This window comes from Rhizobium sp. K33 (genome assembly GCF_056501445.1).
The window spans coordinates 4289888-4311943 of the sequence record NZ_CP096478.1; the positions used below are offsets into that span (position 1 = coordinate 4289888).

The 22056-nt window shown below is 63.4% G+C and carries 26 protein-coding genes; 8 read left to right on the plus strand and 18 right to left on the minus strand.

The annotated features are described in order from the left end of the window. Positions 1-196: 196 nt before the first annotated feature. The 4 genes from M1E12_RS20630 to lepA all read right to left on the minus strand — a co-directional run bounded on the left by M1E12_RS20630 (position 197) and on the right by lepA (position 3066). Positions 197-562: a YegP family protein gene (locus M1E12_RS20630; protein ID WP_479563117.1), complete on the minus strand. Its 366-nt coding sequence runs from the start codon at positions 560-562 to the stop codon at positions 197-199. A gap of 82 nt (positions 563-644) precedes the next feature. Continuing rightward, positions 645-842 (minus strand): CcdB family protein, encoded by a 198-nt coding sequence (locus M1E12_RS20635; RefSeq protein ID WP_479563118.1) that lies wholly within the window; start codon positions 840-842, stop codon positions 645-647. A 105-nt stretch (positions 843-947) separates the two neighbouring features. Beyond that, positions 948-1178, minus strand: coding sequence for a type II toxin-antitoxin system CcdA family antitoxin (locus tag M1E12_RS20640; protein WP_479563119.1), 231 nt, complete (start codon positions 1176-1178; stop codon positions 948-950). A gap of 64 nt (positions 1179-1242) precedes the next feature. Continuing rightward, the gene (gene lepA, locus M1E12_RS20645; RefSeq protein ID WP_113460273.1) at positions 1243-3066 is read right to left on the minus strand and encodes a translation elongation factor 4; all 1824 of its coding nucleotides are present in this window, start codon (positions 3064-3066) and stop codon (positions 1243-1245) included. A 262-nt stretch (positions 3067-3328) separates the two neighbouring features. Here lepA and M1E12_RS20650 point away from each other — a divergent pair, with 262 nt between their 5' ends. Further along, positions 3329-3700, plus strand: a complete 372-nt coding sequence (locus M1E12_RS20650) for a YciI family protein (protein WP_479563120.1) — start codon at positions 3329-3331, stop codon at positions 3698-3700. Positions 3701-3706: 6 nt separating this feature from the next. Further along, positions 3707-4951: an RNA polymerase sigma factor gene (locus M1E12_RS20655; protein WP_479563121.1), complete on the plus strand. Its 1245-nt coding sequence runs from the start codon at positions 3707-3709 to the stop codon at positions 4949-4951. A 25-nt stretch (positions 4952-4976) separates the two neighbouring features. On the opposite strand, the gene M1E12_RS20660 is transcribed toward M1E12_RS20655, so the two are convergent. From M1E12_RS20660 to M1E12_RS20675, 4 genes are all read right to left on the minus strand, one after another. Continuing rightward, positions 4977-5291, minus strand: a complete 315-nt coding sequence (locus tag M1E12_RS20660; RefSeq protein WP_479563122.1) for a type II toxin-antitoxin system RelE/ParE family toxin — start codon at positions 5289-5291, stop codon at positions 4977-4979. Next, the gene (locus M1E12_RS20665) at positions 5288-5557 is read right to left on the minus strand and encodes a CopG family ribbon-helix-helix protein (RefSeq protein WP_479563123.1); all 270 of its coding nucleotides are present in this window, start codon (positions 5555-5557) and stop codon (positions 5288-5290) included. The genes M1E12_RS20660 and M1E12_RS20665 overlap by 4 nt, the downstream gene beginning before the upstream one ends. Before the next feature lie 76 nt (positions 5558-5633). After that, positions 5634-6509, minus strand: coding sequence for a carbon-nitrogen hydrolase family protein (locus M1E12_RS20670; RefSeq protein WP_479563124.1), 876 nt, complete (start codon positions 6507-6509; stop codon positions 5634-5636). Beyond that, on the minus strand, positions 6506-7099 hold the full coding sequence (locus tag M1E12_RS20675) for a GNAT family N-acetyltransferase (RefSeq protein WP_479563125.1): 594 nt from the start codon (positions 7097-7099) through the stop codon (positions 6506-6508). Before M1E12_RS20675 ends, M1E12_RS20670 begins: the two co-directional genes overlap by 4 nt. Positions 7100-7180: 81 nt before the next feature. Here M1E12_RS20675 and M1E12_RS20680 point away from each other — a divergent pair, with 81 nt between their 5' ends. Beyond that, on the plus strand, positions 7181-7582 hold the full coding sequence (locus tag M1E12_RS20680) for a ketosteroid isomerase-related protein (protein WP_479563126.1): 402 nt from the start codon (positions 7181-7183) through the stop codon (positions 7580-7582). A gap of 98 nt (positions 7583-7680) precedes the next feature. Here the strand turns inward: M1E12_RS20680 and M1E12_RS20685 are convergent, their stop codons facing one another. Then, the gene (locus tag M1E12_RS20685) at positions 7681-7911 is read right to left on the minus strand and encodes a DUF2171 domain-containing protein (protein ID WP_113460265.1); all 231 of its coding nucleotides are present in this window, start codon (positions 7909-7911) and stop codon (positions 7681-7683) included. Positions 7912-8077: 166 nt separating this feature from the next. On the opposite strand from M1E12_RS20685, the gene M1E12_RS20690 reads away from it, so the two are divergent. Further along, positions 8078-9769, plus strand: a complete 1692-nt coding sequence (locus M1E12_RS20690) for an FAD/NAD(P)-binding protein (protein WP_479563127.1) — start codon at positions 8078-8080, stop codon at positions 9767-9769. Here M1E12_RS20690 and M1E12_RS20695 read toward each other — a convergent pair. The 4 genes from M1E12_RS20695 to M1E12_RS20710 all read right to left on the minus strand — a co-directional run bounded on the left by M1E12_RS20695 (position 9754) and on the right by M1E12_RS20710 (position 13441). Continuing rightward, complete coding sequence (locus M1E12_RS20695; RefSeq protein ID WP_479563128.1) at positions 9754-10482, minus strand: MOSC domain-containing protein; 729 nt, start codon at positions 10480-10482, stop codon at positions 9754-9756. The genes M1E12_RS20690 and M1E12_RS20695 overlap by 16 nt on opposite strands. A gap of 82 nt (positions 10483-10564) precedes the next feature. Then, positions 10565-11590 carry an L-threonine 3-dehydrogenase gene (gene tdh / locus M1E12_RS20700; RefSeq protein ID WP_479563129.1) on the minus strand — a complete coding sequence of 342 codons (1026 nt, stop codon included), beginning with the start codon at positions 11588-11590 and terminating at the stop codon, positions 10565-10567. A 2-nt stretch (positions 11591-11592) separates the two neighbouring features. Continuing rightward, positions 11593-12795, minus strand: coding sequence for a glycine C-acetyltransferase (locus M1E12_RS20705; RefSeq protein ID WP_479563130.1), 1203 nt, complete (start codon positions 12793-12795; stop codon positions 11593-11595). Between the two features lie 82 nt (positions 12796-12877). Next, a complete protein-coding gene (locus tag M1E12_RS20710) occupies positions 12878-13441 on the minus strand; it encodes an XRE family transcriptional regulator (protein WP_113460261.1) in 564 nt (187 codons plus the stop codon). 121 nt (positions 13442-13562) lie between these two features. Here M1E12_RS20710 and M1E12_RS20715 point away from each other — a divergent pair, with 121 nt between their 5' ends. The 3 genes from M1E12_RS20715 (at position 13563) to M1E12_RS20725 (ending at position 15192) form a co-directional block, all read left to right on the plus strand. Continuing rightward, on the plus strand, positions 13563-14147 hold the full coding sequence (locus tag M1E12_RS20715) for a helix-turn-helix domain-containing protein (RefSeq protein ID WP_479564934.1): 585 nt from the start codon (positions 13563-13565) through the stop codon (positions 14145-14147). An 18-nt stretch (positions 14148-14165) separates the two neighbouring features. Then, positions 14166-14729: an N-acetyltransferase family protein gene (locus M1E12_RS20720; RefSeq protein WP_479563131.1), complete on the plus strand. Its 564-nt coding sequence runs from the start codon at positions 14166-14168 to the stop codon at positions 14727-14729. A gap of 121 nt (positions 14730-14850) precedes the next feature. Next, positions 14851-15192, plus strand: a complete 342-nt coding sequence (locus M1E12_RS20725; RefSeq protein ID WP_479564935.1) for a hypothetical protein — start codon at positions 14851-14853, stop codon at positions 15190-15192. A gap of 100 nt (positions 15193-15292) precedes the next feature. Here M1E12_RS20725 and M1E12_RS20730 read toward each other — a convergent pair whose 3' ends face one another. Together M1E12_RS20730 and M1E12_RS20735 are read right to left on the minus strand one after the other, a co-directional pair. After that, positions 15293-16522 (minus strand): MFS transporter, encoded by a 1230-nt coding sequence (locus M1E12_RS20730; protein WP_479563132.1) that lies wholly within the window; start codon positions 16520-16522, stop codon positions 15293-15295. 48 nt (positions 16523-16570) lie between these two features. Then, positions 16571-17185, minus strand: coding sequence for a TetR/AcrR family transcriptional regulator (locus M1E12_RS20735; RefSeq protein WP_479563133.1), 615 nt, complete (start codon positions 17183-17185; stop codon positions 16571-16573). A gap of 181 nt (positions 17186-17366) precedes the next feature. Here M1E12_RS20735 and M1E12_RS20740 point away from each other — a divergent pair, with 181 nt between their 5' ends. Then, positions 17367-18395 carry a histone deacetylase family protein gene (locus M1E12_RS20740; RefSeq protein ID WP_113460256.1) on the plus strand — a complete coding sequence of 343 codons (1029 nt, stop codon included), beginning with the start codon at positions 17367-17369 and terminating at the stop codon, positions 18393-18395. 7 nt (positions 18396-18402) lie between these two features. On the opposite strand, the gene M1E12_RS20745 is transcribed toward M1E12_RS20740, so the two are convergent. The 3 genes from M1E12_RS20745 to M1E12_RS20755 all read right to left on the minus strand — a co-directional run bounded on the left by M1E12_RS20745 (position 18403) and on the right by M1E12_RS20755 (position 21945). After that, the gene (locus M1E12_RS20745; RefSeq protein WP_479563134.1) at positions 18403-20028 is read right to left on the minus strand and encodes an alpha/beta hydrolase; all 1626 of its coding nucleotides are present in this window, start codon (positions 20026-20028) and stop codon (positions 18403-18405) included. 190 nt (positions 20029-20218) lie between these two features. Beyond that, positions 20219-21316 carry a TRAP transporter substrate-binding protein gene (locus M1E12_RS20750; protein ID WP_113460254.1) on the minus strand — a complete coding sequence of 366 codons (1098 nt, stop codon included), beginning with the start codon at positions 21314-21316 and terminating at the stop codon, positions 20219-20221. A gap of 158 nt (positions 21317-21474) precedes the next feature. Further along, complete coding sequence (locus M1E12_RS20755) at positions 21475-21945, minus strand: group III truncated hemoglobin (protein WP_479563135.1); 471 nt, start codon at positions 21943-21945, stop codon at positions 21475-21477. Positions 21946-22056 lie beyond the last annotated feature (111 nt).

Below are 22056 nucleotides of genomic sequence, written 5' to 3' on the forward strand. Positions count from 1 at the left end.
AGGGGGGCGCAAGCGGTGGCCGTCATGGCCTTCCCCCCGCTCGCGGGGAGAAGGTGCCGGCAGGCGGATGAGGGGCTGATGTGATTGGGTTTGAGGGGCGAAGGTCGAAAACACGGCGTCAATCTCCGCTCTTGGAGGGGAGACTGCGGCCACCGCTCCGAAGCCTCTCCCACAAGGGGAGAGGCAGAATCGACCTTCACTCCGCCTCTTCCACCGCAGCCTCGGCCACGCGCTTCTGGATCGAGGCGATGCAGCTCTTGGCGCTCGACTTCGACTTATACGTTTCCGAGCGCACCATGATCTCGCCATTGGCCGCGCGGAAGCGGACGAAGGTTTCGCCGTTTTTCGCCTGGTCGATCTCGAAACGATAACCGCTGCCGGTCTCCTCCTTGGTGAGGTCGACGACGGGGGCGGCGGGGGCATTCTTCTTCAGGGACTCGACGCAGTTCTTTGCGCTCGCCTTCGAAGCGTAGTTCTCCGACCAGACCATGACCTCGGCATTGTAGACGAACTGGACGCGGAACTCGCCCTTTTCGGTCTTGATGATCTTGAATTTGTGCATGCCCGTCTCTCCCCTCATCCGTCCATCGGCTTATGATTGCATTCAAATGCTAACGCGACTGAAGCAGGTGGGCAAGAAGGGTTCAAAAGCCCTGGAAGAGGAAGTCGGTGGCGCCGGTGATCTCGTCGGCGCGGGACGAAAGGTCGGCGATGGCGGGGCCGACGACGGAGATCGGGACCGTGGTGATGAATTGGGTGAGCATTGCGAAAGTCTCGCCGTCGATCGTCAGGCGGGGATTGAGGCGCGGGATGAGGTTTCCGACCTCCCCGATGCGAACCAAGGGGACCACCACGACGGGTCGTCAGAGGATCCAGAAAGTTGGATTGCAGGTCGAGGGCAAGGCTTCCATCGTTCCCGATCCGGTGAACGTGGAAGCGGGCCATGGTCAAAACTGCCGGTATTTCGCGAGCGGCAGACCATGCTTGGCGACATAGTCATTCGACGCCTTGATGGCATCGGCATTCTCGATCTTCCAGCGCCGTTCTTTTTCCGCCTTGATGGCGCGGGCAATGCCCTGTTCGGCAGCACCCATGACGTCGAGGCCGAGCGCCTCCGCCTCGGCGACGAGGGCTTCGCTGACAGTCAGGTCCTGTGGCTTGCGGGCTTCGATCGACATGGCGCAACTCCGAGATACGCCAATATAGCGAGTAATGGGCCCTGTGGGGAGGGCCCCCCACCCCTTACTCGTCGCTCATCTTCAGCGCGGCGATAAACGCTTCCTGCGGGATTTCGACTTTACCGAACTGGCGCATGCGCTTCTTGCCGGCCTTCTGCTTGTCGAGGAGCTTGCGCTTGCGGGTCGCGTCGCCGCCATAGCACTTGGCGGTGACGTCCTTGCGGAGCGCCGAGATGGTTTCGCGCGCGATCACATTGCCGCCGATGGCGGCCTGGATCGGGATCTTGAACATGTGCTTCGGGATCAGGTCCTTCAGCTTTTCACACATGTCGCGGCCGCGCTTTTCCGCCGCCATGCGGTGCACCATCATCGACAGCGCATCGACCGGCTCGCCGTTGACGAGGATCGACATTTTCACGAGGTTGCCCTCGCGATGGCCGTCGAGATGGTAGTCGAAGGAGGCGTAGCCCTTGGAGATCGACTTCAGGCGGTCGTAGAAATCGAAGACCACTTCGTTGAGCGGCAGCTCATAAGTGATCATCGCGCGCTTGCCCACGTAAGTGAGTTCGGTCTGGATGCCGCGCCGGTCCTGGCAGAGTTTCAGGATACCGCCGAGATAATCGTCCGGGGTGAGGATCGTTGCCTTGATCCACGGCTCGTGGATTTCGTCGATCTTGACCACGTCCGGCATGTCGGCCGGATTGTGCAGCTCGCGCTCCGTGCCATCGGTCATGTAGAGCTTGTAGACAACGGACGGCGCGGTCGCGATCAGGTCGAGATCGAATTCGCGTTCGAGGCGCTCCTGGATGATTTCGAGGTGGAGCAGGCCGAGGAAGCCGCAGCGGAAGCCGAAGCCGAGCGCCGCAGACGATTCCATTTCGAAGGAGAAGGAGGCGTCGTTGAGGCGCAGCTTGCCCATGGCCGCGCGCAGGTCTTCGAAGTCTGCGGCATCGACCGGGAAGAGACCGCAGAAAACGACCGGCTGGGCCGGCTTGAAGCCCGGCAGCATCTTTTCGGTCGGGCGCTTGTCCTCGGTGATGGTATCGCCGACGCGGGTGTCTGCCACTTCCTTGATCGAGGCGGTGAAGAAGCCGATCTCGCCCGGGCCGAGCGAATCGACATTGACCATTTTCGGCGTCAGCACGCCGACGCGTTCGATCGTGTATTTGGCATCCGTGCCCATCATGCGGATGGTCTGGCCCTTGGTCAGAACGCCGTCGAGCACGCGCACGAGAACCATGACGCCGAGATAGGTGTCGTACCAGCTGTCGACGAGCAGCGCCTTCAACGGTGCCTTTTCGCCGCCTTCGCTCTTCGGCGCCGGCAGCTTGTGCACGATGGCTTCGAGAACGTCGGGAATGCCCAAGCCCGTCTTGGCCGAAATCAGCACGGCCTCGGAGGCATCGATGCCGATGACTTCCTCGATCTGCTCCTTGATGCGCTCGGGTTCCGCGGCCGGCAGGTCGACCTTGTTGAGCACGGTCACGAGCTCGTGGTCGTTGTCGATCGCCTGGTAGACATTCGCCAGCGTCTGGGCTTCGACGCCTTGAGAGGCGTCGACGACGAGCAGCGAGCCTTCGCAGGCCGAGAGCGAGCGCGAGACTTCATAGGCGAAGTCGACATGGCCGGGCGTGTCGATCAGGTTCAGCACATAGGTTTCGCCGTCATTGGCCTTGTAGTGCAGACGCACGGTCTGGGCCTTGATGGTGATGCCGCGTTCCTTCTCGATCTCCATGTTGTCGAGAACCTGCTCCGACATCTCGCGGTCGGCGAGGCCACCGGTCATCTGGATCAGACGGTCGGCCAGCGTCGATTTGCCATGGTCGATATGTGCGACGATGGAAAAGTTGCGGATATGGTCGAGAGGGGTGCGGGACGATGTGCTCATGGCACGCGCATATAGCAGCGGCCCCTTCTCTCGCAAAGCGGAAAGATCGGGTTTTCCGGGCGATCACGGCGGTTTTGACGTCGCAGCCGGGCCTGCGCACCGCGCGACGCGCGCCATTGTCACGGACCGGGCTCTCGCTGATAGTGGAGGGGGCCCGGAAATATTTCCTCGGCCGTTGTCGAATCCTGTGTCGCAGCCGCGTCTCTTGCTCGACGGGATCGATCGACGATGCCGCAAAGGGCCCGCAGGAGGGGCAACGACCATGCAATACATGCTGCTGATCTATGAAAACGAGGAAATCTTCGGCGGACCCGACAAGACCGGGCCGATCATGGCCGATCTCGGACCGCGCCATTTCGCCTTCAGCCACGAACTGGGCGAGAAGATGCGCGCCGGCGCCGGGCTGAAGGGCACGGAGGCTGCGACCACGGTGCGCACCACCGCCGGCAAGCAGACCATCCATGACGGTCCCTTCGCCGAGACGCGCGAACAGCTAGGCGGCTTCTACCTCGTGGAAGCCGAAGATCTGGATGCGGCGATCGCGATCGCCAGAAAAGTGCCGCTCGGCAAGGACGGAGCCATCGAGGTCCGGCCGGTGCTGCCGATGCCGCCGGATCTCGCGGCGAAGCACTGACGGGCGATGCGCAACGCGGTTCTCGACGAGACCTTCCGGGCGGCAGGCGGGCGCATTCGTGCGGCCCTTGCCGCCCGCTACCGCGATCTCGACCTCGCGGAGGAGGCCTTTGCCGAAAGCTGTCTGAAGGCGGTGAAGGCCTGGGGCGAGGAGGCGAGCGACCTGCCGCGCGATCCGGCCGCCTGGCTCTACCGGGTGGCCGAGCGCGCAGCGCTCGACATCCTGAGGCGAAGGCGGACGAGGGCGGCAAACCGTCCCGACGAGCCGGAGCCCGAACCGACCGCCGAGGATCGGCTGACAAGCGACGACGCCGTCATTCCCGACGAACGGCTGAAGCTGATCTTCGTCTGCTGCCATCCGGCCGTTGCCGCTGACAGCCGGGCGGCGCTGACGTTGAAATTGGTCTGCGGCCTCTCGACGGAAGAGGTGGCGCGAGCCTTTTTGGTGTCGGAGACGACGCTCGCCCAACGGCTGGTCCGCGCCAAGCGCAAGATTGCCGAGGCCGGCGTCAGCTTCGAGGTGCCGGGGCCGGAACACTGGGCCGAGCGGCTGGCGGCCGTCCTGTCGACGCTGAAAGTTGCCTATGCCAAGGCGCATGAGGATGCGGCGGGGTCGAGCCGGCATGCGGGCTTTGCCCGCGAAATGCTGGAGGTGACGGCGCTGCTGGCCGAGATGCTGCCACAGGAAGCGGAGGTGCTGGCGCTCGCCGCCACGATCCGCTTTGCCGAGTCCCGTCGGCCGGCGAGGATGGACGCGGACGGCGTGATGGTGCCGCTCGCCGAGCAGGATCCGGCACTCTGGTCGAAGCCGCTGATCGAGGATGCCCGGCGCTATTGCGGCCGGGCGCTCGGTCTGTCGGGCCCGGGGCCGCGCATCCTGCAGATGATGATCCACGCGCTCTGGTGTGGGCGAAAGACGCTTGCCGACCCACCGCCCTGGAAAGCCGTGCTCGCGGCCTATGACATTCTGGTCGAACTGCGTGACGACCCGGTGATCCGCATCAACAGGGCCGTGGCCCTGGCCGAAGTGATGGGGGCGCAGGAGGCGCTGGCGGAACTGGACGGACTGGATGCCGAAGCCTTGTCCGATTTCCTGCCCTTTCATGCCGCGCGTGCAGATCTGCTGGCACGTCTCGGACGCGTCGCCGAGGCCATCGATGCCTATGATCGGGCACTTGCGCTGTCGCCGGGCGAGGCGGAGCGACGGTTTCTGGAAAAGCGACGGGAGGCGTTGGGCATGGCTTCCGGGTGACGCTATCGGCGAGAAGCCTTGAGCGTCAGCTCTCGCTCGGCCAGCTGCCTTGCGGCCAGTTGCGGGCGGTATGGATGATACGCAGGATCAGGATGCGTTCGCCCTCCTTTTGATCGTCGATGGCGTAGCAGAGGATCCAGGGAAGCGGGGCGAGCGATTTTTCAAAGGTGCCCGCTACACGTCCGGGGCGGCCCGTCGGAATGTCACTCAGGCGATTGCCAGCCGCCTCGATCGCGTCGACGATACGCTCGGCGGCATCGGGATCGTCTTCGGCGATATGGCGGAGGATCGCCATGGTGTCACGGGTGGCGTCGGCCGCCCAGACGACCGGGCGCTTCATCCCCGGGTGGCCCGTTCGCGGCGAACCGCTGCGATCATCGCACGCATGTCGGCGATGGCGTCACTATGGCTGACCACGTTGCCGGTACGCCCATCGGCAAGGCTGTCTTCGATCGACTGCCGTAAGGCAAGCTCCTCCTCGACGAAGGCGGTCACCGCTTCCTCGGCAAGGTGCTGGCTGCTCCGGTCCCCGCCCGATGCGAGCGCATCGAGCTGGTCCTTCACCTCCTGACGGATTTCGATCGTCATCGTGGTGCGAGAAGACATAGGCGCTGCTCCTCTGGTTGCCCGATCATCATAGCGCGGCAGTCGAGGATGCACCAGATCAAGCGCGGATCAGCACTCACACCCCGAACTGCTCCGGCCAGTCGCGGCGGGTGGCGACCTGGCCTTCGGTTCGGAGGCGACGGACCATGTCGAGGTCGATCTCGGTGATCAGCCAGTGGCTTTCCTCGACAGCGTCGCTCTCGCTTTCGGCATAGATGCCGTTGGGCGGCATGCCGTAGTCGGAGGGAACGTAGAGGGCGGCGCGGCCGCGGTTTTCGTCGAGCGCCGGGGACCAGGGAGCCGTACCCGCGGTGGGAGAGGCGAGCACGGCAATCTGGTTTTCCAGCGCCCGGGCCTGGGCACCGATGCGCACGCGATAGGCGCCGGCGAGCGTGTCGGTGCAGGAAGGTGCGAGGATGAGGTCGACGCCTTGTTCGGCAAGACCATGCGCCAGCATCGGGAATTCGTTGTCGTAGCAGATGAGGATGCCGAGCTTGCCGAGCGGCGTGTCGAAGGCGGTGAGGCCGTTCTTCCCAGCCGCAATGCCCCATTGCTCGCGCTCGAAGCGGGTCATGATGATCTTGTCCTGATGACCGATCAGACCGTCGGGGCCGAACAGAAAGGCGCGGTTGCGGTATTGGCCATCGGAATCGAGCACCGGGGCGGAGCCGGGCTGGAAGACGATCGAATGGGTTCGGGCAAGCTCCTCGCAGAGCTCGACCCAGGCCGGGATCAGCGGCTGGATGCCGGCGATCGAGCCATGCAGGTCTGAGCGGGTGTCGGGGTCGAGCTGGCCGGCGAGCACCAGACCGGCATATTCCGGCAGGAGCACGAGCTTTGCGCCCCGCTCGACGGCCTGGTGCACCAGGCCCGTCAGGTGGAGGACGTAATCCTCCCAGGTCTCGATGAGATCGATCTTGTATTGGCAGGCGGCAAGCGTGAGGGCTGTCATGTTGTGAGATCCCGTATCCAGAAGGAAAGCGGCTTCGGGCTCTCGACGGTCTCGTCGAGGTCGCGCCAGGTGAAGGTCGTGCGAAGCTCGGGGTGATGGGTATAGCCGCGCTTGGCCCAGAAGACGTCGAGCGGCTGATAGTCGGCGGGCCGGCGCGGATGATCGGCGGGGCGTTCGACGGCGCAGAAGGTGGCGTAGCGCAGGCCGAGCCGCTTTGCTTGCGCCTCGCGGCCCTCGAAGAATTTCACGCCGATGCCTCGGCCGCGATACTGCGGCAGAAGCACGCTTTCGCCGAAGTAGAAATAGTCGGCCGGATCGCGGCCGGCGGCGATGAAGGGTGCCTGGACCTCGTCAGTCTCCGAGATCATCGGTGTGCCCGTCGAGGCACCGACGACTTTGCCATCGTCGATGGCGAGGACAAAGATCGAGCCTTGCGACCGCGCATATGTTTCCATGTACTGGCGCTCATAGTCGCTGTCGCCATGATAGAGATAGGGAAAGTCGCGGAAGACCGCGATCCGAAGCCTTGCAAGGTCGTCGAAATAGGGCGTCGCGTCGCTGCCGGAAAAGGATTGGATCGTGAGCGTCATAGAGTGTTTTCAGTCCGTTGCGGAGTGGTTATACCCATCCAAGACGACCTGAGAAAGCAATTCCACGACGAGGAGTGACCGATGACCGCCGCCGCCACCATCCGTGCCTATTACGACGCCTTCAATGCCGGCGACATGGACCGCTTCCTTTCGCTCCTAACCGACGATGTCGCCCATGACATCAACCAGGGTGCCCGCCAGACGGGCAAGGACGCTTTCGCCAAGTTCATGGATCACATGAACCGCTGCTACAAGGAAGAGCTGACCGACATGGTGATTATGGTGAACGAGGACGGCACGCGCGGTGCGGCAGAGTTCATCGTCAACGGCACCTATCTCGCCACCGACGAAGGTCTGCCGGAAGCCAGTGGCCAGACCTATCGTCTGCCGGCCGGCGCCTTCTTCGAGATCCGCGACGGCAAGGTCGCCCGCATTTCCAACTATTACAGCCTCCCCGACTGGATTGCCCAGGTCGGCGGCTGATCGGCGCGGGTCGACCTTACCCTTGCCAACGAAAAAGAGCCGTCACGCGGCAGCGTGTCGGCTCTTTTCCTGTGCCGGCGTCATGCCGGTATGATCGCTCAGTTGACCGACCAGTCACGCTTGACGGCATCGGCATCCTTCGAGAGATGCACGTGCTGATCGACGTGGTCGACCCAGTCGAGCGGGATATAGTGGTGCTGGCCGTCAGCGGAATCGTTCTTGGTCAGCTTGATGCGGCTTGCGCCATCCATGTGGTCGACGGTGCCGACATGGGCGCCGTCCTGGGCCAGAACTTCCATGTGTTCGCGGATCTGATCTGCAGAAATCATCGGTCATCCTCCTTCGGGTGTTGCGATGGCTGGGAAAGGCGCGACGAGGGGAATTTGTTCCGGGGCCATTCGCCGCAGGGCGCGACAGGCCCGTTGCGGAACATCCTCCGCTCACGTGCATTGAATGTCACGCGCGCGAGATCCTTCGCCGCCAGCGAGTACACATATGTTCCCGAGAATTGCGATCATCGGCACCGGTCCCACCGGCCTCTACACGTTCAAACAACTGATCGGCTCGACCGTTCCCTTGTCGATCACCCTTTACGAAGCGGAAGGTGAGCCCGGAAAGGGAACGCCCTACCACCCCGACATGAACGATCCGGCGATGCTCTCCAACATCCCGAGCATCGAACTGCCGGCCTTCACCGAGACCCTGGTCGACTGGTTGCGGCGGCAGGATGACGAGGCGCTGATGCGTCATGGCATTCGCCGCGAGACGATCGACGAGCGGGAGTTCTATCCGCGCCTTGTCCTGGGCGATTACATGCAGGCGCAGTTCGAGCGGATGTTGACCATTGCCGCCGATCACGGTCATGAGATTTATGTGCGGGCACGCCACAAGGTGGTGGACATCGAAATCCAGCCGGAAGCGATCCGCCTGCGCGTCGCCCATTCCGAGGGCGAGGAAGATGCGAGCTTCGATCACGTCGTGATGGCGACGGGCCACAACTGGCCGGACAGCACGGAAATCCGCCCCGGCTATTTCGTCTCGCCCTGGCCGGCGACCGTGCTGACGTCGATCCGCAACGAGGCCGTTGGCATTCTCGGCACATCCTTGAGCGGCATCGACGCCCTGATGACGGTGGCGACCGCGCATGGCATGTTCTACAGCGATGCGGCGGGCGACCTGCAATACCAGCCGGCAGCCGATACCGAAGGCTTCACCGCAACGCTGATGTCGCGCAAGGGCATCCTCCCTGAAGCGGACTTCTATTGTCCGCTGCCCTATGTGACGCCGCTGATCTGCACCGAGGAGGCCGTCGACGCGCTGATCGCGACAGGTCGTCACGACCTCCTCGATGACGTCTTCGATCTCTTCCGCAGTGAAATCGTTGCCCGCGATCCGGATTATGCCGCGCGCATCGGCCTGTCGCAGTTGACAGTCGAAACCTTCGCGGCGGCCTATTATGCCGACCGCACCGAAAACGATCCCTTTGTCTGGGCCGCGAAGAACCTGGCGGAGACCGAGGAGAACCGCGCCAAGCGCTATACCGTGCCGTGGCGCTACGCTATCCTGATCACGCACGAGATCGTGGCGCGCATCATTCCGCATCTCGACGAAAACGACCTGAAGCGCTTCCACCGGCACTTCAAGGGCATCTTCATCGACGACTATGCAACGGTCCCGCTGATGTCGATCCGCCGGCTGCTGGCGCTCTCGCGGGCCGGCAAGCTCTCGATCCTGAGGCTCGGCGAAGACTACAAGATCCGCACCGCCGAGGACGGCCTGGATCATGGCGCCGAGGTCGTGGTGGGCGAGGCGACCCATCGCTTCGGCGCCTTCATCGATGCGACGGGACAGGAGACACTGTCGGCCACGGATCTGCCATTTCCGACCCTTGTCGCACAGGGCGGAGTGCGGGAATCGGCGACGCCGAAACCGGGCGCGTTCCGGTTGCCCGATCGGGACCCCGCCATGGTGCGCACAGGCGGGATCGACGTCGATGAATTCTATCGTCCGCGGCTCGGCCTGCCTTCGACGGCCAGGCTCTATTGCGCGGCGATCGCCTTCCTGTTGCACAAGGAGCCCTTCGTGCAGGGGATTACCAGCGCGCGGGACATCGGGGAAACCGTCGGCAAGGCGATCCTGGCGGATGTCGCAAAGTCCGACGAACCGCTCTTTCAGATATCCGCGTAGACCGGATCGCCCACGGAGACCGTCACCGGTGCTGTGGGCGCGGCATAGACGCCGAGGTTGCGCTTGTTGTGGCGCATGATGCCGCGCAGGACGTCGGGCTCTTCGGAGAGGCCGGGCTGCGCGACCAGCGTCATGCCACAGCGGCGCGAGGCCTCGGTGACCCGGATCTCGGCCTCGCCGATGCGGATGGACTGGCCGACCCAGTGGTTTTCCATGAAGCCCTGGCCGTCCTGGGTCTCGATGAAGACCGAGGGCCGAAAGCGTCTGGTGTCGATGGAGGATAGCCCCGCTGCCGCCGCGAGTGCCGCAACCGAGGCCGTCGTAACGAGATGCAGCGGCGCTGGCGTGTAGCGGTTGGAGACGACGGGCAGGCGGATATCGCCGGATCCGGCAAGCCCGATCCCGACAGGAAACCCGAAATGTTCGGCGAGACGCTCCGGAAGGTCAGGATCGTCGAGGCCATGTTGCGCGCCGTCGGCAAAGTGCAGCACCGGCAGGCCGGCGACTGGCTGCGAAGCCGTGATGAAGAGGGCAGGCCGCCAGCGGGTTTCGCGTTCAGGGGCAGCCGCAAGCCCGGTCTCCGGGTCGAAGAGGGCAAAGCGCCTGTCGCCCGGTATGCCGTCCGGCGTGACGGTGATCGAGGACAAGGCTTCGCCGCCCACGGAACTGACCGGATAACGCCAGACTTCCTGCACTCGACCGATTTGCCGCATGATGGCTCCCCGTTTCAGACCATCACCATACGCCGTTCAGCCGTTCAATGTTCCAGCAAAAACGGTTCGGCCAAGTTTCCGGTCAGGTCCAGTCGAGCACGATCTTGCTCGCCTTGCCGGCAGCCGCGAGTTCAAAGGCTCTAGCATAGTCGTCCACCTTCATCCGGTGGGTGATGACTTTGCGCACGTCCAGCCCGCTTTCGAGCATGGCCAGCATCTTGTGCCAAGTGTCGAACATTTCGCGGCCATAGATGCCCTTCAGCGTCACCATGCGGAAAACGACCTTGGAGAGGTCGAAATGGAATGGCCGGGCCGGCACGCCGAGAAGCGCGATCCGGCCGCCCATGACGAGATGGTCGATCATCTGGTCAAGCGCTGCCGGCGAGCCGCTCATCTCGAGGCCCACGTCAAAGCCTTCCTTCATCTTCAGCTTCGCCATGACATCGCGCAGGTCTTCCTTCGCCACGTTGACCGGATGCACGTCTGCGACTTCGGCTGCGAGCGCCAGGCGCTCCGGGTTGACGTCGGTGATCACGACATGACGCGCGCCGACATGGCGGGCGATCGCCGCGCCCATGATGCCGATCGGACCTGCGCCGGTGATGATGACATCCTCGCCGACGAGATCGAAGGCGAGCGCCGTGTGCACGGCATTGCCGAGCGGATCGAGGATCGCGCCGATCTCATCGTCGATCGTGTCCGGCAGCGGGATGATGTTGAAGGCCGGGATCTTGGCAAATTCCGCAAACGTCCCCTGCACGTTGACGCCGATGCCCTTGGTCTCCGGGTCGAGATGATATTTGCCGGCGCGTGAGGCGCGGCTGTTCATGCCGACGAGATGGCCCTCGCCGGAGACGCGCTGGCCGATCTGGAGGTTGCGGACATTGGCGCCGACGGCGACGATCTCTCCGGCATATTCATGGCCGGTAATCATCGGCACGGGGATCGTCTTCTGCGCCCACTCGTCCCATTTGTAGATATGCACGTCGGTGCCGCAGATGCCTGTTTTGTTGATCTTGACCAGCACGTCGTCGGGCCCGATCTCGGGAACGGCTGCGTCGATCATCCAGATGCCGGCTTCGGATTTCTGCTTGGAAAGCGCCTTCATGATCAGATCATCCCGATGGTCTTGCCGGCATCGATGAATGCGGCGGTGGCGGTGTCGATATCGGCCTCGGAAAGCGCTGCCGACATCTGGGTGCGGATACGGGCCTGGCCCTTGGGCACGACGGGGAAGAAGAAGCCGGCGACATAGACGCCGCGGGCATCGAGTTCGGCGGCAAGCTTCTGAGCGAGCACGGCGTCATGGGTCATGACCGGGATGATCGGCGTCTCTCCGGGAAGCAGTTCGAAACCGGCCTCAGTCAGGCCCTGGCGGAAACGTGTCGTGTGACCGGAGAGTTTGGCGCGCAGATCGTCGGCGCTTTCGGCTATCTCGATCGCCTTCAGCGAGCCGGCCGCCACGGCAGGCGCCAGGCTGTTGGAGAATAGATAGGGCCGCGCCCGCTGGCGCAGCAGGTCGATCGCGGCTTTCGGGCCGGCGATGAAGCCCCCCATGGCGCCACCCAGCGTCTTGCCGAAGGTGCCGGTGATGATGTCGACGCGGGTGCCGACACCGGTCAGTGTCGGCGTGCCCTTGCCCTTGTCGCCGAGATGGCCCGTGGCGTGGCATTCGTCGATCATCACCATGGCGCCGTATTTTTCGGCGAGCGCGCAGATCTCCGGGAGCTTGGCGACATAGCCGTCCATCGAGAAGACGCCGTCGGTCACGATCAGGCGGAAGCGCGTGCCGTCGGCAATTGCCTTCTTAAGCTCGTCTTCCAGTCCGTCCATGTCCGAATTGGCATAGCGGTAGCGCTTCGCCTTGGAGAGGCGCACGCCGTCGATGATCGAGGCATGGTTGAGGCTGTCGGAAATGACCGCATCTTCAGCGCCGAGCAGCGTCTCGAAGATCCCGCCATTGGCGTCGAAGCAGGCGGCGAATAGGATCGCGTCGTCCTTGTCGAGATAGCGGGCGATCGCCTGCTCGAGCTGCCGGTGAATATCCTGCGCGCCGCAGATGAAGCGGACCGAGGCCATGCCGAAGCCGTGGCTGTCGATCGCGGCCTTCGCGGCCTTTTCGATTTCGGGATGGTTGGCAAGGCCGAGATAATTGTTGGCGCAGAGATTGATCATCTCGCGCGTGCCCTTGGCGTCGCGCACCTGGATGCGGCCCGATTGCGGGCTGACGATTTCGCGTTCGCGTTTCAGAAGCCCATCGGCTTCGATGCCCTGGAGGATGTCGGAGATGTGGTCGAGAAAGCCGGTCTGCATGGGAAATCCCTCGATGCTGAATAATTCCAGCATATCGGAATTTTGCCCTGCGGCAATCGATATTTTGGAATTGCCTTTTCGCCTATCTGTGTAGCACGACCAGCAGGCCCTTGCCGAGTGCGGCCCCGGCATTGCGGATCGCATGCGGAACATCGGCCCGGTAACGGGCGGTTTCGCCGGCCCTGATGACCGTCTTGCTGCCGCCGCTGGAAATCTCGAAACCGTCGGTAAAGGCGGTGAAATGTTCGAAGGCGCCGATCGAATGGGGCTGGCTGACGAGCGCGCCGCCGGGATCCATTTCGAGGTCATACCATTCCGTCTGGCCCGCGAGCCGCGGCGAACTCAGGATCTTCAGCCGGCAGGAGCCGTCGGCGCTGCGGATGACTGGCGTGTGCATGACCGAGGTCACCTCGATCTCCTCGCGCCCGGCAACCGACGTGCCGTTGCCGATGAGATCGGACAACTCGATCTCCATGGCCTGGGTCAGGCTCCAGAGCACGGCAAAGGTCGGGTTGGCCTCGCCGCGCTCGATCTGGCTCAGCATCGATTTCGAAACGCCCGACAGCGTGCCGAGCTGTTCGAGCGTCAGCTTGCGTGCCTTGCGCTCGCGCTTGATGGCCGGGCCGATCTCGGGAGTGTGCTGCATGGGGTCATGTCCTGCGGTTTTGTCGGCGGAGACCGATGGATCCTTTTACGCCGAGCCTGCGGCAGAGTGAAAGAGGTAAGCTTCACGGCTTGACTCCAATATCCGCGCATGAAATTCTCAGATAATGGAATCGACCGATCACTTCGAGAAACATGTGGCCGAACGGCTGAAGCGCCTGCGCCTCGAGCGCGGCCTGACGCTCGATCAGCTGGCGGATCTCTCCGGCGTCAGCCGGGCAATGATCTCGCGCATCGAACGATCCGAGGCAAGCCCGACCGCGGCGCTCCTGGCGCGGCTCTGCTCGGCGCTCGGCGTCTCGCTCTCGGTCTTCTTCGCAAGCGCCGAGGCAGAGCCATCACCGTTGGCGCGACGCGCCGACCAGCCGACCTGGCGCGATCCGGAAAGCGGATATGTGCGCCGTGCGGTCTCGCCACCGGGCACGGGGAGCGGAACCGATATCGTCGAGGTCGAATTTCCGGCCGGTGCCGAAGTGCGCTTTCCCGGCCGCCCCACGGGGCGCAGCCAGACCCAGCATGTCTGGGTCTTCGATGGCGCGATCGAGCTGACCGTTGGTGATGCCGTGCACCGGCTCGAGGCCGGCGATTGCCTCTTCATGAATGTCGGTGACGTGCATGGCTACCGCAATCCGACCGACCGACCCGCCCGCTATGCCGTCGTCATTTCCCTCGGCCCCACGACCCTCTGACCCCACAGGACCGCCCACATGACTGCCACGACCACGACCGAAATCCGCCTGCTCTCGAAAGACGATGCGCTCGCTGCCTTGCCCGACCTCTGCGAGACACTGGCCGATTGCATCGAGGGTGGCGCCTCGCTGGGTTTCATGTCGCCCTTTGCGCCTGAGGATGGTGAGGCCTTCTGGCGCGGCGTGGCCGAGGCGGTCGGACGGGGTGAGGTTCTGCTTTACGGCGCCTTTCTCGGCGAACGGCTCGTGGGCACGGTGCAGGTCGGCTTCGCGCTGAAGCCCAATCAGCCACATCGCGGCGATCTGATGAAGCTGCTCGTGCATCGCGACGCCCGTGGCCTTGGTCTGTCGAAGGCGCTGATGGCAGCAGCAGAACAGGGCGCGGCCCGGGCCGGCCGCACGCTGCTGGTGCTCGATACGGCGGCCGGCGAGCTGGCGGAAGGTCTTTACGAAAAGCTCGGCTGGCAGCGTTCGGGCATCATCCCGAACTACGCGCTTTTCCCCGACGGGCGCTATTGCGACACGGTGATCTTCTGGAAAACTGTTGCCTGCTCGCATCGCTGGCAAGCGATAGAGAGTTAACCCAAAAAACGTCCACGCCTGGCTCTTCTCAGCCGCATGAGCATCTGCTTATGGTCCCGCAGTTTCATGGCTTTAGGGGAGCAAGGGGAACAGTATGGTTGCAAGAGCAACTTTGAAATGGATGGGTGTGGCACTGACTGTGACCGTTGCTGCGCCGGCCTTGGCAGCGGACGTGACCTTCGTGATGCGCAACGACCATCCGAACGCCGTCGAGGTCGAACTCTACAGCCAGGACCGCGATTATGTCTGGCCGGGCAACAACCAGGTCTTCTATCTGGATGACGGCGAAACCAAGCAGATCCCGCTGTCCTGCGAGGAAGGCGAGACCATCTGCTACGGCGCCTGGATTTCCGGCGACAAGCAGAGCTACTGGGGCACCGGTCCGGACAACGCGGAAAACTGCGAAAACTGCTGCTACACCTGCACCGGCGGCGAGACGGAGCAGATCAACCTGACCGAGTAACATCGGATCGGCGGGGGCCGAGGGGCGGGGCGGTTTTTCGGGTCTGTGGACCCGGAGAACCGCCCCTTTGCTTTTGATGAGACAGTTTTGCCTGAGGCGTTTAGCGCTTGCGCTTCTCCGTCAGGAAAACAAGCAGCGCAGCGGTGGGTAGGGCGGCTCCCACGAGCGCGGCCGTCATCCAGCCGCCATGGGCATAGCTATAGGCACCAACCGCGGAACCGATTGCGCCGCCGGTGAAGAAGATCGCCATGAACAGGCCGTTCAACCGGCTGCGCAGCTCGGCACCGAGGCCGAAGATGGCGCGCTGGCCCGTGACCAGCGTCGTCGTCACGCCGAAATCGAGAAGAATGGCGGCGAGGGTCAAAAGGGTAAGCGCGATCCAGGATCCCTCCGGAACGACAAGGGTCATGAGAAAGGCGGCCAATACGCTCGACAGACCGAAGGCGGTGGCGGGGCCTGAGAAGCCGCGGTCCGCGAGGCGACCGGCAATCGGCGAGGCGATGGCACCCGCGACACCGGCCAGGGCAAAAAGGGCGATACCTGTTTGGGTCAGGCCGAAGGCGGGGCTCGCGAGATAAAGCGGCGTGACCGTCCAGAACAGGCTGAAGGCGGAGAACTGGAAGGCCTGATAGGCCGCGCGCCGTTGCAGAACCTTCTGCGTGGTGAGCAGGCGACCCATCGATCCGATCAGCGCGAGATAGCCGAGATGCGTCTTTGGGACCCGCCGCGGCAGGTTTCTGGCAAGGACCGCAGCCAGCACCACCATGACGGCGGCGGAGAGGAAGAAGATCGTGTGCCAGGATCCGAAACGCGCCACCAGGCTCGAGATCGGCCGCGCCAGCATGATGCCGACCATCAGCCCGCTCATGACATTGCCAACCACCTTGCCACGCGCGTGATCCGGGGCAAGCCCCGCGGCGAAGGGCACGATCATCTGGACGGCGACGGCGCCGAGACCGATCGACAGAGATGCGGCAAGGAAGGGAAGCGGTGTCGTGGCGAGCCCAGCGGCGACCAAGGCTGCTGTGACCACGCCCATCATGATCAGGATCAGCTTGCGGTTTTCGACGAGATCGCCGAGCGGCACGAGGAAGAACAGCCCGAGCCCGTAACCGATCTGGGTCAGCGTGACGATCAGGCCGCTGGCATGCAGCGGCAGCCCGATGGCTTCCGCGATCGGGCCGGCGAGCGGCTGCGCATAATAGAGATTGGCGGCGATCAGGCCGCAGGCGGCGCCCATGATGAAGGTGAGGCCGGCGGACAGGCCGGGCGCGCGGGCTGCGTCGCCGCCGCTTGGAACGGGATCTGCAGTGGAGGATGTGGAGGTCATGACACGGTTTCCGGGGGAGGAGGGGGAGGGTCGAGGGAGGTTGAAAGGTCAGTCGAGCAGGGTCAGGAGCGCATCGGCCGCGGCACGCGTGCGGCCGGGGTCCTGGCCGGATTTTCCGGCGATGCGGATGCCCTGAAGGAAGGAAAAGATGGAAAGCGCCGTGCTGGGTGCGTCAATCGCGCTGGAGACGGAGCCGTCTTTCTGGCCGTTCACGAGAAAGCCTTCGATCTGGGCAAGGGTAAAGGCCTGCGAACGCGCGACGCGGTCTGCCACATCCGGATCGAAGAGGGCGAGTTCGACGGCGGCCCCGATGGCAAGGCAGCCCCGTCGCCCGGTCTCGCCGCAGGCGGCCTCGGCATAGAAATGCAGGATCGCCTGGACCTGCTCGCGGCCGGTCGAAGCGCCTTCGAGCTTTTCCGCAAGGAGCGCTGCCCGCACCTGCTTGTAGCGGTCGAAGGCGGCGAGGAAGATCGCTTTCTTGTCCTTGAACGCCTTGTAGATGCTGCCGGCCGTCAGGCCCATGGCCGCCTTGAGATCGGTAATCGACGTGCCGTGATAGCCGCGCTCGGTGAAGACGGTGATGGCCGCATCGAGGGCGGTGTCGATCTCGAATTCGCGGGGCCGGCCGGCGCTGCGACTGGCAATGGTGACATCGGACATCATGGATTTGCCTGATTAGGAAATGATCGTTTCCAAATAGGCGCATTGATGCAAGTCGTCAAGCGCCTGTGCTGCGCGATCCGATTTTGGTCGAATGACCAGGAAAATTGAGGCTGATGCTCTTGTGGCTGAGGCGTCGCCGAGGCAAGTTTTCCGTCAAAACGACCAGAGGGAAACTCAAGACATGCGCGTATTCTATTCCGAAAAACACAAGCTGCGGGATGCCAAGACCGAGCTGCATGGCGGCCTCCTGGTGAAGCCCTTCGAGGGGCCGTTCCGTGCCGAATGGGTGCTGGCTGGCGTCAAGGAAGCTGGCTTTACCGATGTGCGCGCACCGGCCGAACACGGGTTGGAAACGGCGCTCAAGGTGCATGACGCCGGATACCTCGAATTCCTGCGCACCTGCTGGGATCGCTGGCAAGCGCATGGTTTCGAGGGCGAGGCGATCGCCACCTCCTTCCCCTGCCGTCGCAGCCAGACGGGTCGCGTGCCGAAGAACATCGACGGTGCCGTGGGCTACTACACCAATTCGGCGGAAACCTCGATTTCCAAGGGCACCTACGAGGCGGCCATCGCCTCGATGGATGTCGCTTTGTCGGGTGCCGACTGGCTGAACGAAGGCAACCGCTTCGCCTTCTCGCTCTGCCGCCCGCCGGGCCATCATGCCGGCATCGATCTCTTCGGCGGCTATTGCTTCATCAACAACGCCGCCGTCGCGGCCCAGCGCCTCATCGACCACGGCGCAAAGAAAGTCGCGATCCTCGACGTCGACTTCCACCACGGCAACGGCACCCAGGACATCACCTATCGCCGCGGCGACATTTTCTTCGCCTCGCTGCATGGCGAGCCGGAAGACGCCTTCCCCTTCTTCCTCGGCTATGCCGACGAGACCGGCGAGGGCGAGGGTGAAGGCCTGAATGCCAACTACCCGATGCCGTCTGGCACGCCCTTCGAGATCTGGTCGGCAGCCCTTGAGGACAGCCTGAAGAAAATCAAGGCCTACGGCGCCGAAGCCATCGTCGTCTCGCTCGGCGTCGACACCTTCGAGAAGGACCCGATCAGCTTCTTCAAGTTGAAGAGCCCGGACTATATCCGCATGGGCGAGATGATCGCGGCGAGTGGTGTGCCGGTGCTGACCCTGATGGAGGGCGGCTACGGCGTCCCGGAAATCGGGCTGAACGTGGCAAACGTCTTGAAGGGGCTGGAGGGCTGACGGCGCCTCAATAGGTCTTCGCGACTTCGGTGAAATGGCGCTTCAGCCGCGCCACGTCCGCCGGATCGATTTTAATACCGGTCACGGCGATCCAGGGATCGATATGATGCTGCGGCGCATAGACATGGCCGTAACCGACTGGGCTTGTCGTCGCGATCATCATGTCGAACAGCAGTTGCAGCATGGTGAGCACGGGATACCAGGTAAGCTCGGGGGACACATCCGGACCCCGCGTGTCCGAGAGCCAGGCGGGTGCGCGGTAGGCCGAACGTGGCTCGAAGAAGACCACGGGATCGCTGGCATATTGCAAATAGACGATCCGCAGTGGCCCCCATGCGGCATAGGATGAATTGAGGTCGGCTTGCTGGTTGGTGAAGCGCACGATCGAGCCGTCGCCGTAGCGGGGCAGCCAGGCGGGCGAGTTCTCCTCCCGAGCCGCGGTGAGCTCGCTCCACATCCGGCTCTGGAACGGCGGTCCGACCCACAATGCGCCAAAGAAGGGATCGGCGACGATTTCGAGAAGGTCAACTGAGCTTTGTGAGTTGAGGGCTCCAAGGCTCAGGCCATAGAGCACCAGCCGAGGGCGTTCATTGGCCGGCAACTGCTTCCAGTGACGATAGACGGCGCGAAACAGCGCCTTTGCCGACTCCGAGCCATATTCCGGCTCGACCAGCAGCGAGAGCCAGCTGGTCAGATAGGAGTATTGCAGGGCGACGCTTGCGACATCGCCGCGTAGCAGAAAGTCGAGCGTGTCTGCCGCCGCAGGGTCGATCCAGCCAGTGCCGGTGGGAGCCTTGATCACCAGCGTCGAACGCTCGAAACCGCCCTGCCGGATCAGTTCCTCGAGCGCCAGTGCCACGCGCGTCTCGATGTCCTCTCCGTTGTTGAGCCCGGCATAGACGCGGATCGGCTCGAGCGCCGGCTCCTCCCAGAAGCGCTCGATATCTTCTCGCGTCGGGCCGGAGGCGATGTAGTGACGACCCTGACGGCCCAGACCATGCCAGGCGAGACGCGAATCCGGGCCGCCGGCTTTTGTCGAGGAGGTCGGCGCGGCGAATTCGTCCTCCATCAGGTCGTCCAGTTGCTGGAAGGAGGAATCGGCGAGCCGGAGTGCCCCGCGCAAGATGACGTTTTCGCCGATCGACCAGAAGATGAAGGCGGCGATGACGAAGCCGATCGCAGTGGCAAAGCGTGCCGGGAAGATGGTGGCCATACGCGCAGCCAGCCTCCTGAACAGCATCATGAACAGGCGGCCGATCCATAGCATGCCGAGGAATAGGGCGGCGGCCACCAGCACGGCTTCGAGATACGATGCGTCGAGAGGGGCCATCTGCCAGAGCGCGCGTGCCGATTCCTGCCAGACCGCAGAGCGCCAGAGCGCGACGGCCATTGCGGGCACGCCGAACGCAGCTATCCAGAAAAGCGCCTTGTCTCGGCGCAGGCTGGGCTCCGGCAACTCGAAAAACCGCCAGAGAAAGCTTAGGAGAACGCCGAAGAAATAGCCGACGGCCGCAGCAACGCCGGACAGCGCGCCCTGAACCAGAGCGTCGCGCGGCATGAGGCTGGGCGTCAGTGAAGCACAGAAGAAGGCGATCGCGAGAACGACGCCCGACAGGGAAAGCTTGCCGATCAAGACCCTGACGATGACCGACAGTGTACGTCTCCCGCTTCAAGCCGTTGGAGCCATCGCGGCTCCTGTTCTGTTCGAACCCGCAGACTAATCGACTTGTTTAGCCTTTTGAAGGGCAGAAGCGCCGTAAGGCAAAAGCGGACAAACCCGGCATGGGAGCCGGGTTTGTGGTTTGCAAACGATGTTGCCTTGCTCAGAGCGTGCCCTGGCGCTGCTGGATCATCTGATAGGTGTCGAAGCTGTATTCGGCGATCTGAGCCCAGAGATAGGCATCCTGCTTGAACGCCTGCTGGCTGTCGAAGAGCTTCTTGAACCACTCGTTCTTCGCCGCGAGATCCGCATAGGTTTCCTTGGCGGCCTTGTGGCAGGTGTCGAGGATGTCGGACGAGAAGGCACGCAGCTGCGCACCGCCGGCAACGAGTTCGCGCAGTGCCTGGGCATTGGACGCGTCGTAGCGGGCGAGCATGCGGGCGTTTGCGGCCGCGCAGGCATCGGTCAGGATGCGCTTGTAGTTTTCCGGCAGGGCGTTGAACTTGTCGAGGTTGAAGAAGGCATGGACCGTCGGGCCGCCTTCCCACCAGGCCGGGTAGTAGTAATAGGGCGCTACCTTGTAGAAGCCGAGCTTCAGGTCGTCATAGGGACCGACGAATTCCGTGGCGTCGATCGTGCCCTTTTCCAGCGCCGGATAGACGTCCGAACCGGCGATCTGCTGCGGGGTCACGCCGACCTTCGACATGATCTCGCCGGCGAGACCCGCGATGCGCATCTTCAGACCCTTGAGGTCGTCGATGGTCTTGATTTCCTTGCGGTACCAGCCGCCCATCTGCGCACCGGTATTGCCGGCCGGCAGGGCATAGAGCTTGTAGCTCGCCAGGAACTCGTTGAGCAGTTCGTTGCCGCCGCCGGCCGTGAACCAGGAATTGGTCATGCGGGCATTGAGGCCGAAGGGAATGGCGGTGCCGAGCGCAAAGGCCGGATCCTTGCCGATGTAGTAGTAGCAGCAGGTATGGCCCATCTCGATCGTGTCGGCGGTAACGGCATCGGCGACCTGCAGCGGCGGCACGATTTCGCCGGCGGCAAAGACCTGGATCTCGAACTGGCCGTCCGTCGCCTTCGACACGCTTTCAGCGATGTCTGTCGCAGCCCCGAAGATGATGTCGAGGCTCTTGGGGAAGGACGAAGCGAGGCGCCAGGTGATCTTCGGATTTTCCTGGGCGATGGCGGGCGCGGCGAGTGCGGCAGCCCCGACGCCGGCAACGCCGGCCTGTTTGAAGAATTGACGGCGGTTCATGATCTCTTGCCTTTGAATATGATGCGCTCCTCCAGCTCCCGCGGCGGGTCTAGTCGGGCACAGAAGGGAGCGCAAGGGCAAAAGCTCAGGAAATTGTCTGATGACCGGACCAAATTTGCGTTTTCTTTCGCGCAAAAGCAGTTGCGCGAAAGGAACCGTCAGGGAGCGCTGCGCAGCCGCGGGTCATCGAGAGCCGGATTATAGAAGAGTGAGAGGACGAGGCTCTTTGCGATCCGTTCGGCACTCGCCATGAACCAGCGATGCGCCTCTTCCGAGGCGCCGATCTCGACCAGCGTGTCGGAGAAGAGCTGCAGCCATTGCAGAAAGAGGTGTTCGGCCATGCCGTCGACGCCCTGATGGGCCATGACCGGTTTGCCGCCATAGGCGCCGGTCTTGAAGGCGACGGAGCCCCAGAAGGCCTTCATCTTGACCATGTGTTCCGGCCACCGGCCGGAAAGGCGCCCGTCGAAGACGGGGCCGAGATCCGGATGGCGCCGGATATGGCCGTAAAAGGTCTCCACCAAGAGGTCGATGAAGGCGGGATCGACCCCCATGGCCGCCATTTCGGCGGCCGCGCGGGCGGTGATCTCGGCGCGGTGGGCGGCGCGGCCCGAAAGTTCGCTCGTCATGGCTCTCGTCTCGATCTTCCTGTCAAACCCCTGATGCACCCCTGAAGGCAAATGGTCCATGCGGCATCTTGATACAATCCGCAATCTGCCCTAAGTTTAGAATTATTCTAA